15 protein-coding genes and 1 pseudogene are annotated in these 14427 nt (G+C 35.5%); 13 read left to right on the top strand and 3 right to left on the bottom strand.

The genetic code is table 11. The annotated features are described in order from the left end of the window. Positions 1-79: 79 nt before the first annotated feature. From GZA11_RS00320 to guaC, 3 genes are all read right to left on the bottom strand, one after another. Complete coding sequence (locus GZA11_RS00320) at positions 80-919, bottom strand: RMD1 family protein (protein ID WP_163182490.1); 840 nt, start codon at positions 917-919, stop codon at positions 80-82. Between the two features lie 22 nt (positions 920-941). Beyond that, positions 942-1547, bottom strand: a complete 606-nt coding sequence (locus GZA11_RS00325; RefSeq protein ID WP_235924726.1) for a cell wall hydrolase — start codon at positions 1545-1547, stop codon at positions 942-944. A 280-nt stretch (positions 1548-1827) separates the two neighbouring features. Continuing rightward, on the bottom strand, positions 1828-2814 hold the full coding sequence (guaC, locus tag GZA11_RS00330) for a GMP reductase (protein ID WP_038535390.1): 987 nt from the start codon (positions 2812-2814) through the stop codon (positions 1828-1830). Positions 2815-3108: 294 nt separating this feature from the next. On the opposite strand from guaC, the gene GZA11_RS00335 reads away from it, so the two are divergent. From GZA11_RS00335 to GZA11_RS00395, 13 genes and pseudogenes are all read left to right on the top strand, one after another. Then, positions 3109-4218 (top strand): FtsZ/tubulin family protein, encoded by a 1110-nt coding sequence (locus GZA11_RS00335; protein ID WP_163182491.1) that lies wholly within the window; start codon positions 3109-3111, stop codon positions 4216-4218. Positions 4219-4452: 234 nt separating this feature from the next. Beyond that, positions 4453-4713, top strand: coding sequence for a hypothetical protein (locus GZA11_RS00340; RefSeq protein ID WP_163182492.1), 261 nt, complete (start codon positions 4453-4455; stop codon positions 4711-4713). A 555-nt stretch (positions 4714-5268) separates the two neighbouring features. Continuing rightward, entirely contained in the window at positions 5269-5961 is a 693-nt protein-coding gene (gene vanR, locus GZA11_RS00345; RefSeq protein ID WP_163182493.1) for a VanR-ABDEGLN family response regulator transcription factor, read from the top strand. After that, positions 5954-7093 (top strand): vancomycin resistance histidine kinase VanS, encoded by a 1140-nt coding sequence (gene vanS, locus GZA11_RS00350; protein ID WP_163182494.1) that lies wholly within the window; start codon positions 5954-5956, stop codon positions 7091-7093. The genes vanR and vanS overlap by 8 nt, the downstream gene beginning before the upstream one ends. A 272-nt stretch (positions 7094-7365) precedes the next feature. Next, a pseudogene (locus GZA11_RS16995) lies at positions 7366-7482 on the top strand (D-lactate dehydrogenase VanH-E); the annotation flags it as partial. 50 nt (positions 7483-7532) lie between these two features. Next, positions 7533-8453, top strand: a complete 921-nt coding sequence (gene vanY, locus GZA11_RS00360) for a VanY-A/VanY-F/VanY-M family D-Ala-D-Ala carboxypeptidase (protein WP_163182496.1) — start codon at positions 7533-7535, stop codon at positions 8451-8453. Further along, positions 8450-9040 (top strand): VanZ family protein, encoded by a 591-nt coding sequence (locus GZA11_RS00365; protein WP_235924728.1) that lies wholly within the window; start codon positions 8450-8452, stop codon positions 9038-9040. Before vanY ends, GZA11_RS00365 begins: the two co-directional genes overlap by 4 nt. A gap of 179 nt (positions 9041-9219) precedes the next feature. Then, positions 9220-9663 (top strand): ASCH domain-containing protein, encoded by a 444-nt coding sequence (locus GZA11_RS00370; RefSeq protein WP_163182497.1) that lies wholly within the window; start codon positions 9220-9222, stop codon positions 9661-9663. A gap of 255 nt (positions 9664-9918) precedes the next feature. Then, the gene (locus GZA11_RS00375; RefSeq protein WP_321175674.1) at positions 9919-10410 is read left to right on the top strand and encodes a DUF456 domain-containing protein; all 492 of its coding nucleotides are present in this window, start codon (positions 9919-9921) and stop codon (positions 10408-10410) included. A gap of 411 nt (positions 10411-10821) precedes the next feature. After that, positions 10822-11082: a CGCGG family putative rSAM-modified RiPP protein gene (locus GZA11_RS00380; protein ID WP_163182498.1), complete on the top strand. Its 261-nt coding sequence runs from the start codon at positions 10822-10824 to the stop codon at positions 11080-11082. 338 nt (positions 11083-11420) lie between these two features. Continuing rightward, positions 11421-12338, top strand: coding sequence for a beta-carotene 15,15'-monooxygenase (locus GZA11_RS00385; RefSeq protein WP_235924736.1), 918 nt, complete (start codon positions 11421-11423; stop codon positions 12336-12338). Between the two features lie 361 nt (positions 12339-12699). Then, positions 12700-12912 (top strand): spore germination protein, encoded by a 213-nt coding sequence (locus GZA11_RS00390; protein ID WP_163182499.1) that lies wholly within the window; start codon positions 12700-12702, stop codon positions 12910-12912. A gap of 538 nt (positions 12913-13450) precedes the next feature. Further along, positions 13451-14095 carry a class I SAM-dependent methyltransferase gene (locus GZA11_RS00395; protein WP_163182500.1) on the top strand — a complete coding sequence of 215 codons (645 nt, stop codon included), beginning with the start codon at positions 13451-13453 and terminating at the stop codon, positions 14093-14095. Positions 14096-14427: the final 332 nt, after the last annotated feature.

Below are 14427 nucleotides of genomic sequence, written 5' to 3' on the forward strand. Positions count from 1 at the left end.
AAGCCATATGCCATTAATCATTATTTCTCAAATTGAACTGGTTAAAACTTCTTCTTGCATAAATTCTAAAATATGTTTTTTATGATGGAAGCAGGCCGGCAATTTCTAAAAGAGTGAGGACAATCTCAAAAAGAATAAGAATAACGATAATCCATTCGACGAAAAGCCCTCGCATCGAATGGCTGATGGTAGAAAACCCATCCATGATGTTATACAATATTTCCGTTTTACTTTTTAATATTTTATACCGATCATTCAACTCGAAAAATTCGGTCATGTTATCATAAAATTCACTAGCATCACTGCTTGTCCATGTAATGTCAGGCTTATCTAAAATCATAATATAGGCAAGGGTGTTGTACTCATGGCGGACAATTATTGCTGTGGTCCTAGCCAATTCTTTATTACCAATTCTCAAATTCCCTTTTTCCAGCCGATCGATCATGGTCTCGAGTTTATCGAGTATTTTTCCAAGTTGTTCTTCGGTTTTTTCCAAAGCAACAGATTTGGCTAGTACGGTGGAGATTAATTCCGGATAGAAATCCTCATATTTAGGCACTAATACATATTCATCATCGAATTCAATTTGTTCATTTTCAGCAATGTGAAGACTATAATCATCGGTATACTTGTCAATATTTCCCATATCAAAATCTGGCTCGAACGAATGGATGAAGGTTAATAAACGATTGATCATATTTGTGGAAGAATGGTTAATAAACACGACGCTCCCAAAAGAAAAAACAAGTACTTGCTCTGATTCCTTTACCTCTTCGTCCAGAATGGAACGTAAAATAGGACCCCTTAAAATTAATGGTTCCTCCCATGTAAATTTCTTTGGAATTCCGCAGTGAATAGCGATTTTGTTTAAGTCAATTTCATTGGTTATGGCGTATGCTTTAAAGGTCATTTCTTTCATGATCGATCACCTAATTAGGGAATTATTTTTTAAAAACATGATTGCCAATAACGAGCGTGGTTGCTCTAGAATCGAGCCAGCGACTGGTAGCAATATCCGGATTATAAAAGAACAGTGAATCCCCTGCCAAATTTCTTTGTTCATTTATTGCCGCATGAACGGCTTGAATGGATTCCTCATCAGTTGGTTGGTTGATTTTTCCATTCATGACAGGTTGGAATTGATTTTTTTGATAAATGACTTCTTTGATGGTGTCTGGAAATGTAGGACTAGCTACTCTATTAAGGACGACACAAGCAACGGCTATTTTCCCTCGAAAGGGTTCGATTTCCGCTTCTGCCCGAACTAGTCTTGCAAGCAAATCTATTTCGCGTTTGGAATATCCTACTTTTATTTCTGGAGCATTTGAAGGTGAAGCTTCTGATTTTATAGTATGGACCATTTCTCCCGCATATATAAGATCGAGGTTCTGAATGGGTGAATCCATTATTGCCAACTCTTCTAATGGGGGAGACTGTTCACTGCTGATTTTTGTCATGTTCTCGCTACTTTGATGGAAGGTTGCAGAAGCAGGAGAGACCATTGATAGGCATAAAATAAGTACGAGAGTCGCAAATAGTTTTTTCAATCGTTTTTCCTCCATGTTCCATTCCAAATAAATCATTGATTTTTTTCTATTACTATGAATGCTTTTAATAGAATAGAATTACATTTTTGTTACATAGATTTTTGAGGATATTAGAAATAGGTTCATTACGTTTAAGAGTAAAGGATAATAAAGGAAAGGAAGAAGATTTATTTATGAAGGAATATCGAAAGATGAGAATAAAAAATGGCGTAAACCCTTCCAATTAAATAGAAGATTCACGCCATTTTTTCGTATACATTATAATGTTAATTTAAATACATTAGTATATGATTCGGTCGCCGTTAAAGATCGAGTTTTTAACGATTACATAGTCAACTGTGCGAATGTCTTTTAATTTGTTTCCACCCGCGTAAGAAATAGAGGATTGAAGGTCTTGCTCCATTTCAATCAATGTATCGATAATCGGGCCTTTGTATTCTACATACATTTTTTTGCCCTCTACATTTTTTCTTTCGCCTTTTTGATATTCTGAAGCAGATCCAAAATATTCTTTATACGTTTTTCCATCTCTAATAACTGTTTCACCAGGCGATTCTTCATGGCCTGCAAACAAGGAACCAATCATGACCATGGTGGCGCCAAATCGTATGGATTTTGCGATATCACCGTGTGTACGAATTCCACCATCGGCAATAATCGGTTTGCTTGCCGCTTTCGCACACCATCTAAGAGCAGCTAACTGCCAGCCGCCAGTACCAAATCCTGTTTTAATCTTTGTAATACATACTTTACCTGGTCCAATTCCAACTTTTGTAGCATCTGCACCAGCATGTTCTAGTTCTCTAACGGCTTCTGGAGTACCCACATTACCAGCAATGACAAAGCTTTTCGGTAAATGATTTTTAATATGTTTAATCATTTCAATAACCGAATTGGAGTGGCCGTGAGCAATATCGATGGTAATGAATTCAGGTGTAAGATTTTCCTCTGCCAATTGTTTGATGAATTCAAACTCACCTTCTTTAACTCCCACACTGATCGATGCAATGAGACCACGTGATTGCATATCCTTTACAAATGCAAGACGTTTTTCCGGTTGAAAGCGATGCATAATATAGAAATACCCATTTTCAGCTAAAAATGCCGCTAACTTCTCGTCAATAATAGTCTGCATGTTGGCTGGGACAACAGGTAATTTAAATTTATAACCACCAAATTCAACACTGGTATCACATTCAGAACGACTTTTGACAATGGATTTTGCAGGAATTAATTGAATATCTTCGTAATCAAATACTACATCCATGAAAAACACCCCTAAACACGAACATTAAATTGAAGTTTTGTTAAAATCATTCGTACATTTGTAATGTACAGTATTTTATTCAATATGTCAAAGACTTTTTAGTTATATGTGTTTAGGGGGTAATTTTATACATATTCGGATTGTTCACCTTTGGCCATGATGATTTTTGGTTTTCTTCATGGATAGACAGAAATATTTTTATAAAAGTGTATGGGGACAAGGTTATTTTTTAAAAGAAAAAGTCTATTTTCGTACATACATGAGTATTAGTTATAGTAGTGAGGAGGCGATTTAGTGAAAACAATTGGCATCTTAGGTGTTGGTCAAGCAGGTGGAAATATCGCTGAAATAGCATCTACATTGGGTTTTCCAACCGCCCTAATTAATACGAATCAACGAGATGGGGCTGTTAATACTAAAGTAGAAAAGAAGTATTTTGTACCAGGATATAATGGAGCAGGGCAGGATCGGTCAGTTGGCTTGCGGGCAGTTCATGAACATTATCGGGAAATGGTTGACTTTGTCAAAAAATCCTTTAAAAACATTAAACTATTATTAGTAGCCTTTTCTACTGATGGTGGAACTGGATCAGGGATGAGTCCACTCTTAATCGATATTTTATTGGACCAATTGCCAGGCGTTCATGTGGGGGCTATCGCCATCCTACCTGAGCGTAACGTTTTAGCTGGGAACCGAATTAATGCAGCTGAATGTATTGAACAAATTTCAAAGATTGAAGGCATTTCCTCGGTATTTTTGGTGGACAATGATCAATTGCGTAAGACAAATCCACAATCTAGCAAACAAGAAATTTATCTTTCTTCTAATCGTCAAGTCATGGAGGCCATTTCTCATGTACTGGATATTACACAAAAAAGTTCGTTTTACGGGAATTTTGATGAAACAGATTTAATGAATATCCTAAATACAAGAGGCGTAACCATGATCTGTTCAGCAACGGTGACTGATGCAAAAACGACGGCAGATGTTTCCAAATTGATCCAGCGTTCATGGGCGAAGTCGATTTTTTGCCCGGTTGATACAGTGGGGGTCATTCGTGCAGGGCTCATTTATGAAGGCCCTGAATCAATGGCAAAATTGATTAATGTGCCGTCTATATTTGAGGGAATTGGGGAACCAGTGGAATTGTTTGAGGGAACGTATATCACGGAAGGTGACCCAACGATTACCACCATTTTAGCAGGTCTTTCCTTCCCAAGGCACCGTTTACAATCACTGGAAGAATCCCTTGAAAAAAACAAAGAGCGGCTGCAGTTCCTAATTAAAAAAGAACATACAGAGAAGTATGAATCCAAAATTGCTTGGGCCTCTAATTTAAAAGCAAAAGCACCAGAAAGGAAATCTGGAAATCTAACTGCGAAACTTTCAAAATATCAAAAATAACATCTTATAAAAATGAAACAGAGAGGGGATTATGCTCAATATGAGTATATACCCTCTTTTTTATGGGCAGTTTTCGTAATCTCTATTGCTATAAATTTCAAATTTTTGTTAATATAGAGATATATTTACAGTTAATGGAGATTAATGGAAAATCAGCTAGTTTTGAAAGCTAACTAATTATAGTTAGAAAGATAGATATGAAACACAAAAACTATTCAAGTTGGAGGAAGAAACGTGAAAAATCATTCATCCATCATAATTGGTCTTTCCATCATAATAGGGTTCACTATATTAGGCATATTTTTAATGGTGACAGTTGATAAATTCATTACAAATAAAGGGAATGTTAACAATGAATATAAATATGAATTAGTTCCTGCTAATGAAAATAATATGATTATTTTTGATAGGAAAACGGGTGAATATTGGACTAAGTTTATACCGAGTGAAGAAGGTCCTACAAATTGGGAAAAAGGCGATTCTCCATTAGATTAAAATGCAAAAACCACCTTGATTTTAGGTGGTTTTTATACTTCTTTATGCATGGTTAATGTCTTTCTTTTCAAGAAGTATTTGTCTTATATTAATCGTATCACTTTTGGAATCTTTTTATAATCGTCAGCAGTACCAGTACCTAACACATTAAATGTGTAAATAAAATCACCTATTGTATAGTTCATCTATTCTGCTTTTATACGCCCCAACGACAGAATTGATCCTCCATCCTCTTTTAAACTCCTATTTACCACTATCTTTTTCCTCTTGGAGTTTCAAAGATTTATTGGTGAGATCTTTGTAAAAAGACTATTCCTTTAAATTAGTATATAACTATTATTGTGAACTTAAGGATTGGAATAGGTTTAAAGCTGGGGTTATAATAAATAACTTTCTACTTGGATGTCTACAGTACAAACTGACTGATAACAGATCGTCGTGTACAATAATATTTTGAGAACAGGTTGCTATCAATTTTACATTAGAAGCCAGTGGGAAAAGATTTTGATATAGAAAAGAGAACCGTTCATTAATTGAGTAGGAGGATGGAACACTGTGAGCAATAAAATACTTGTCGTCGATGATGAACATGAAATTGCCGATTTGGTTGAGCTCTATTTGAAAAACGAAAATTATACGGTTTTTAAATTTTATACTGCCGAAGAAGCATTGGAATGCATAGAAAAGATGGACCTTGACCTTGCCATTTTGGATATCATGCTTCCTGGTACAAGTGGTTTAACTATCTGTCAAAAAATAAGGGAGAAACACACGTATCCAATTATCATGTTAACGGCGAAGGATTCAGAAATTGATAAGATTACAGGACTGACGATGGGAGCGGACGATTATATAACAAAGCCCTTTCGCCCATTGGAGTTAGTTGCTCGAGTGAAAGCACAGTTGCGTCGTTACAAACAATACAATGGAGGAATCGAGCAGAACGAAAATGTGATCGTTCACTCTGGAATTGTGATTAATAAAGACACTCATGAGTGTTTTCTGAACGAGAAGCCTTTATCCCTAACTCCAACCGAATTTGCCATCCTGCGAATCCTTTGTGAAAACAAGGGGAAAGTGGTAAGTTCTGAGCAGCTCTTTCATGAAATATGGGGAGATGAATATTTCAGCAAGAGTAACAACACGATTACTGTACATATCAGACATTTGCGCGAAAAAATGAACGACCGAAGTGATCATCCTAAATATATTAAAACAGTTTGGGGAGTTGGATATAAGATTGAATAATAAAAATAGGTATAAAAAAAACGATTATTCCAAACTGAAACGGAAACTTAACCAATATTTCCTTGTGACAGTTGTTACAGCCGTTGTATTTGTATTAATTTTACGTTTATTTGCCTGGCGACGGGTTGGGGACGGGATCGTAAGTTTTTTAGAATACACTTTTTACTTAGATCACGAGCAAGCGTTATTGCTTTATCATTATACGATTCGGAATAATTTAGAAGTGATTATCTTTGTTGCGATTATCATCAGTATTCTAATTTTTTCTCGTTTCATGCTTTCAAAATTTGTAAAATACTTTGACGAAATCAATGCTGGTATTGATATACTTATTCAAAACGAAGAGAAAGACATCGAGATGTCTGAAGAAATGGGGTTCATGGAACAGAAGCTTAATACATTAAAACAGACACTTGAAAAGCGAGAGCAAGATGCAAGGTTGGCTGAACAACGAAAAAATGATCTTGTGTTGTACTTGGCGCACGATATTAAAACTCCCCTCACATCTGTTATCGGTTATCTGAGTTTACTTGACGAGGCGCCAGACATGCCTGTAGAGCAAAAGGCAAAATATGTACGTATCACATTGGATAAAGCCCATCGTCTAGATCAACTAATCGATGAGTTTTTTGAAATTACTCGGTATAACCTTCAAGAGATTCCACTTACGAAAAAGCAAATAGATCTATACTATATGCTAGTTCAGATGACCGATGAATTTTATCCCCAGCTTGCTGCAAAAGGGAAACAGACGGTCATCCATGCTCCTGAGGATTTGACCGTATTCGGTGATCCCGATAAGTTGGCAAGGGTCTTTAACAATATACTGAAAAACGCTGCTGCGTATAGTGAAAACAACACTATCATTGAAATCAATGCTGGTCTCAAGGGGGATATGGTATCAATCGAGTTCAAAAACACTGGGAGCATTCCTAAAGATAAACTTACCACCATATTTGAAAAATTTTATCGGCTGGATACGGCACGTTCCTCTGAAAAAGGTGGATCAGGTCTTGGATTAGCCATAGCGAAGGAAATAGTCATTGCCCACGGCGGGCGTATTTATGCGGACAGTGATGAGAAATATACGACCTTTACAGTAGAACTTCCTGTCATACCAGAGCAAACTTAGGAAAAAATGAATAGTTTCTTAACTTTTTCTTATGAATTTATCCATTAAAAATTAATAAAAAGCTCGTTCTTTTTCGGTAATCTAAATACCGTAGGAACGAGCTTTTTTAATTGCACAAAAATCGATACATAAGTTGATACGAAGAAATCAAGCACACACAAAGAACATGAATAGGGGGTCATGAAATGATTACGCGAAAAAATTCATTTTTGACAATGGTTGTGTTTCGAGAAATTAACTGTATTTCTTTTACACAAATAGAGGCTAATGGTGTGAAAAATATCGGTATTCCCATGTATGGATGTGAAAAGGACGAGGGGAAATGATTTCATGATTTTTCATCCCGTTTTGGTGTCATCCCTATCATGACAAGTTCATCCATATTTGAAATCTAACGTAAAGTGCGCGTTTGGTAATCACTGAAGGAGAGGAAACATAAATGAAAAAGATGGTTTTTATCTCGTTATTTTTTTGGTGTCTAAGTTTATATGTCATTGATCAAGCACCCATTTTTCAGAATCATATAGAAATGAAGAATCATAATCAAAATTACGAAAATCAATTCGATAACGAAGGGATTTCTAAAAATACTCAATCCATAACTATTAAAAAAGAACAAATCTATCAAGGAAAACTACTATTAATTAACAGTAAATATCCTATTCATAAAGAAGGAATCAAGTCAGATATCGTAAATTTAGCTAAATATAACGAATTAATCAATGGATATGGGTTGAAAGATGCGAATATCTTTTTGTCAAAAGAAATGGCTGAAAAATTTTCAGAGATGGTTAAAGATGCTGAAAAGGAAGGGGTTCGTCACTATATGATCAATAGTGGCTATCGTAACTTTGATGAGCAAAATCGGCTTTACCATGAAATGGGGGCTAGTTATGCCTTACCAGCAGGGTATAGTGAACACAATTCTGGCTTATCACTTGATGTAGGATCAAGTTTGTCAAAAATGGAACATGCACCTGAAGGAAAGTGGCTAGAAAATAATGCTTGGAAATACGGCTTTATTTTAAGATATCCAAAGGACAAAACGAAAGTAACTGGAATTCAATATGAACCTTGGCATATTCGCTATGTTGGACTGCCACACAGTGTGATTATGAAGGAAAAAAACTTTGCTTTAGAAGAATATTTGGAATACTTGAAAGAAAAAAATGCGGTTTCCATCACCATACATGGTAAAAAATACGAGATTTCTTATTACCCGGTAACGAAAGATAGAACGATACATGTGCCCTCCAATCTTCATTATGAGATATCAGGCAACAATATGGATGGGATCATTGTGACCATGTATTCTAGTACAACACATACGAATGTCAGGGAGGGAAGGGAGGCGGAATGAATAAAATGATAAAGAAGGTAATAAACAAACTCATTTTACTAGCGCTCTTTGTCCTATATTTGTATGGGTTACTTAGAATCATTCTATTTAAATTCCACTGGATGGATATGGCCCTTCTCTGGCATCACTTTGAGCGGACTCTTGGGAACCCTGATCATCTTATGTCCCAGTTGCAAAGCGGCAATTATATCCCGTTTCAAACAATAATTATTAATATCCATAGTCTATCAGTGCTGCGTGATTTCAGTAATTTGTTTGGGAATATCGCTTTGTTCATACCATTTGGAATGTTTCTTGTACTCTTTTTGAAAAATAAAGAGATATCATTCAAAGGTGTATTCGTTCTATCATTCGGTTTAAGTTTAGTCTTAGAATGCTTACAAGTTATTTCTTCTCTCGGAATTTTTGATGTAGATGATCTCTTACTAAACACCACTGGGGGATTGCTTGGCTATTGTCCCATCAAGCTTTATGACAGGATTCAAACGAAATTAAAAATAAATCAATCAAACATTGTCTTAGAAAGAGATATCGTTGAAACACAAGAAATAAAAAATAATGAGGAAGGTGCACCATACTCTAAATAAAGGGTATGGATATTCTCTTTGTTATACGAGATCTAGGTCCCAAGGGCAATTACGTTGTGTCAAGGTTATCGATATAATAAAAATGAATAGCCAAAACGATCGTCTTAACGTTCAGACCTCATTTTACGAACGGGCTAGGTTAGTAGAGGAAAAACTCATTTTTACTAAAGGGTGTTTTTATGAATAGGAAAGTACAACCATTTTGGAATGATTTTTGTCTAGCTACTGGTCAAGAAGGGATTGAATATAAAGATGCCTTTCAATTCGGAGTTTCACCTGATTGGTTAGCCGATTTAGTTATCAAAGGAAAGAAGACCGCAACTACTTCAGGTTTCGTATTTTATGAATTAGAAAAAGAAGAGATACCAAAAGCTGGTGAATATTATATTGTTTTAGATGGTAAAGAAGAGCCTGTCGCAGTCATTCAAATTCAATCGGTTGAAGTGGTTCCGATGAATAAGGTAACAGAGGAATTTGCATTAGCTGAAGGAGAAGGAGATTATCAGGATTGGTGGGAGGCACACGAAAAATTTTTTACTGAGTCATTAAAAGAATATGATATGGAATATTCGCCAAGTATGTTGGTTGTATGTGAACGATTTAAAAAAGTATATCCATTATAAAGTTGTTAAATATGTTAGAATCTTAGAGGATGGATGCCTAGGAACATATGCAGCGAGCGCAAATATTCATGAAACAAGTAAGAGCATAGACGTAGGAGTCATATGATGTTTAGTCCATTTATTTAATGAATGAAATGTTATTTTCAGTGTCTTTTCTGCCATTGAAACATTTACATAATATGACTTTAAGTGATTAGAAAAAGGAAAACGGATAAGATATAAATAGAAGAGGAATTTAATTGCAGGTATAAAGAGGTGTTCACTATAGATATACTATTTTGGATTTTAATCATTGGTTGTTTTATCTTAAGTTTTGTTGGATTGTTATATCCCATTATTCCTTCGGTATTGGTTATTTGGGCTGGAGTTGGGATTTACCATTTTGGCATTAATTCAAATGAAATTTCCTGGATCACCGTTACCATGTTGGTCATTTTGACGATTTTGTTATTCTTGGCAGATTATTTGGCAAACCAGCATTTTGTTGATAAAGCCGGAGCAACCCAATGGGGGAACCGAGCAGCGGCCATTGGTTTAATTGTCGGAAGCTTTGTCATTCCACCTTTTGGGGTGATTATTATACCTTTTGCTTTTGTATTAATAGCGGAAATGCTACAGAAAAAATCGTTCCAAGAATCATTTAAAGTTGCCTTTGCTACTTTTATCGCGTTTTTAAGTGGGACAATAGCCAAAGCAGTTGTCCAGCTGATCATGATCATTGTCTTTTTTGTCGATGTGGCCATTTGAGTATTTGGAATGATAAGAGTAGAGACCCCAACTACTGATACCAGTCGGGTGGAGTCCGCTCTTATATGTATTGGGCAATTAGACAAGGATGAACCATAGAAAAAAATAGATTGTAGAATAATTCCATCTTTATTACAGTGGCAGTAGCATAACCCCATATAGGGGTCTTTTTTGTCAGTGATAGGTATGACAAGATCAGATTTAAAAATCATCTCATTAACCTCGATTTAAGCTACCAAAGTTCTTTGTACCTCCAATTCATTACTCCAAAAATCATCATTTCTCCTTTAGAGTGATTTTTCTATATCTTAAAACAGAGTGAAAGATATCCTGAAAAGTTTGATTTTTATGATCATCATCACCTCATGCCATAGAAAAACCATTTAGAATCATGGTGAGAGGTGATTGTAAGTGGAAAAGAATTGGTCTATATCTCTAGAACATGAAGAATATGAAAAAAATCGTGAATTACTAATGGTTGATGCTATTGAGGCTGTCAAACAAACAGCAAAAGGATTTTATGTGAATGTAGTCACATCCGAAAGCTTCGGAAACCCGGAACTGTACTTAACACAAGAATTAGAGAAAGTATTTGGAGACGAAATTAAGATGAAATTTATTGATCAATGCAGTTGTGGCGGTTACGTGTTAAGAGTATGGAAGATGAAATAAAAGGGGCTGTCTAAAAAGTCCATTTAAGAGAAAAATGAACCCAAATTAAAAACCCAAGAATGTTGATTTAACAGCATTCTTGGGTTTTGCTTTTATAAAGATTTCGGCTGAAATACCACTTTCCGGACAGCCCTTCTTAATTGAGATAATAAAATAATCATATTATGTAAACTGAATATTAGTAAACTTTAAATGAAAATTAGATAAAATCAAATGCATGTAAAATCTTATAAGCTGTATGAGATAGGGGGGAATAGGCAATAATTTATTCCATTTCATAAAGTGATAATAGGAAAATGATGGTATAATGTAGGAAAAGATGGAAAGGGATGACTCTTGTGGTTCTTAAGAAGAGTCTCAACAGATATTTTTTTCTAGTGTCCCTTTTGCTCGTACTAAGTGCAAATTATTCCTTATACTATACTTCTTTTGGCATCCAGTTAATCCCTAATGATACGAATATGATTGTGGCAGGATCGATGATTGATTTGGCGCTTATTTCCCCATTATTATTTTTAGCGTGGAAGGGAAGGGTGACCTGGAAAAATTTCATTTTTGGTATAGCTGGGGGACTCGTATTCGTACGGTTTTTCATTCCAATGGAGTATTTAGCTCCTTTGGAAAGCGTTACTTGGATAGGTTTTGCCGTGGAAAGTGGATTAATTTTTCTGGAAATCGCGATTCTCGTATCGTTATTTATACAATTGCCAAAAATAGTTCAGTATGTTAGGAAAAGCTCACTGCCGGTTCTCTTTTCTTTTTCAACTGCTGTGAACCAAAAAGTCAAGTCAATCACCATCATTCAAATCATCTGTTCTGAAATGCTGATGTTTTACTATGCATTCGCAAGCTGGAGAAAGAAACCTCCTAAGGGCAATAATTGGTTCACCTTGCATCAAAAATCGAGTTATCTTTCCATGCAATTCATGTTGATCCATGCGGTCATTCTAGAAACAGCGGCCTTACATTGGTGGTTACATGAAAAATATTTTATTCTCTCCATTATTTTGCTTGTGATTAACCTTTATTCCGTTATATTTTTCTCAGCTGACATTCAAGCTGTACGCCATAATCCAGTGCATGTCACAAATGACAGACTGTATTTATCACTCGGTTTAACAAAACGGATGGATATTAAATGGACGGATATCGACGAGGTAATCGTGGATCCAAATCGATTGCGACAAAACGTTCTAAAAATACAATCGAATTCATGGCGCGTGATTTTGAAGAGACCTTTCCAGACGTTATTTTGAAACTGAAACATCCTGTGGAAGCAACCTTAACATTGGGAATGATAAAAAAATTTGACCAAGTAGCGATTCGGTTAGATGAACCAGAAAGATTTCTTGAATTAATAAAAGAAAAGGTCCATGATAATGTTGTAGAACATTAGAAAATAATAGACAAATTGATGATGGCTAGGCGCTCCTTCATAAAAGGAGGGCCTTTTTTGATTTTTCTAGGATAAAAATGATTGAATAAGATTTGAATTTCATCACTTGTTCCTGGGAAAGGAATTCGAGTTTGCCATAGTAGACCATTTAAGAAACAGCACACCTATTACCCATTAAACATAGAATGAAATGCAAGTAAAAAGAAAGAGGATGTGCTTTTATGTCTGATCATCGAATAAAAATTGATACAGTGAGTGGCGGTGTTGTACAATTTGGAAATTCCTTAAAGATTTCCCCCAAACATGCCTCTAAGTCGACACATGGTTCAGGTTCTTCCAATCAAGCGGTGAACATTCAAAATAATAATGGAATCAATACAACGAATACGATTGATCAGGATTTGATTGATCAGCCGATTGTGAAGGATAAATAAGAAATGCTTCTTAACAAGTCCGAAACATCCCTCTAATAGAGAGAGCATTGTAAATAATCAAGAGTAAAAATATCACCCGCTTAGATAATTTCAGTGTAATTTTTGAATGTAAGCGCATACATTGATAATGATCGGCGGAGGTGATACTTTTGATTTATATTTACGGTATTGACTATATTAAATATTTAAACGACACTAGTTCTTATTCTTTAACTTATGATCAGTGGAAAAATAAAAAAATGCAACAGAACAAGAGCAAATGTGTTTACTGCGGATCAATGAAAGAAAGCTATCATAGTTGTCCGAGATGTCATCATTAATGGGTAATTCATAAAGCTCAAAAGGAGGCACTATGGTGCGAGTTCATTCCCTATTGTAGGCAGAAGATTATGACTGCCGGGCAATAGGTTTTTTTTGTTTTTAATGGAATGAGAGAGAGTGGTAATATTATTGTAAAATAATGGTTTGAACACATTTTTTTATAAATCATACTATACAGATAAGAATTATAAGTATATATTATAATAGGGTGATTAAATTGGGTAGAGAATTTTTAGATATATTTGAGTCATGGGCAGAATCTTATGATCATTCCGTTTCAGGTAAGGATGAACAGTATCGCGAAGTGTTTAGAAACTACGAAGCGATACTTGAAGAGGTTGCACTCCTTTCCCATGGAGATGTAATAGAATTTGGGGCTGGAACGGGAAATTTAACAGAAAAACTGTTGGAAAAAGGCCATAAGGTAACGGCGATCGAACCTTCGAAAGCCATGAAAAAACTTTTTCAGAAAAAAATGATGGCAAAATCCAATGTGACGATCATGGATGGGGATTTCTTAGAATTCCCTGTACCGAAAAAGGTAGATACCATTGTTAGCACTTATGCTTTTCATCATTTAACAGATGAAGAAAAAGCGAAGGCGATCTCTATTTATCGTGAACTGTTAAAAACGGGTGGAAAAGTGGTTTTTGCTGATACGATGTTTCCATCTAAAGCCGATCATAAACAAGCAATTGAGAAGGCGAAGACCGCGCATTATGATGATTTGGCTCACGATTTACAGACGGAATATTATACAACCATCCCATATTTACAAAATATCATGACAGCCAATGATTTTCAGGTAAAATTCAAGCAGTGGAATGATTTTGTTTGGATTATGGAAGCGGTTAAACAATAGAGGAAACGGACTCTCATTGAAAATAGAAATAGCGCCAGTTTTGTTTAAGGAAAGCTTAACAGCCCCATCGAGTGACGGTGGGGCTGTTAAGCTAGTTGTTGGATGCATCGGAAACAAAAATCGGTTTAGGTGGAGGAGCAATGTTAAACTTCCCCCCATTTTTAGATATAAGCTGAAAAATGTAAAATTCGAGGTTATTTGTTAATGTGGAAAACCATTAAAAGGACAACCGGGAAATGATCCTCCTTAAAAAATGGGAAATGAAAAAATATTTTTACAGACAAATTCATCACCATTTCTCATTTTGTCAGGCATGATAGGGTAAAGTAAAA

It is taken from the genome of Neobacillus sedimentimangrovi, from assembly GCF_010614825.1.
Classification (GTDB): Bacteria; Bacillota; Bacilli; order Bacillales; family Cytobacillaceae; genus Neobacillus; species Neobacillus thermocopriae.

What these genes read in the sequence shown, in the direction of transcription:
- GZA11_RS00365 (WP_235924728.1), top strand. Translation starts at nt 8,450, where the DNA reads ATGAATAAAATGATAAAGAAGGTAATAAACAAACTCATTTTACTAGCG.
- GZA11_RS00370 (WP_163182497.1), top strand. Translation starts at nt 9,220, where the DNA reads ATGAATAGGAAAGTACAACCATTTTGGAATGATTTTTGTCTAGCTACT.
- GZA11_RS00320 (WP_163182490.1), bottom strand. Translation starts at nt 919, where the DNA reads ATGAAAGAAATGACCTTTAAAGCATACGCCATAACCAATGAAATTGAC.
- GZA11_RS00390 (WP_163182499.1), top strand. Translation starts at nt 12,700, where the DNA reads ATGTCTGATCATCGAATAAAAATTGATACAGTGAGTGGCGGTGTTGTA.
- vanY (WP_163182496.1), top strand. Translation starts at nt 7,533, where the DNA reads ATGAAAAAGATGGTTTTTATCTCGTTATTTTTTTGGTGTCTAAGTTTA.
- guaC (WP_038535390.1), bottom strand. Translation starts at nt 2,814, where the DNA reads ATGGATGTAGTATTTGATTACGAAGATATTCAATTAATTCCTGCAAAA.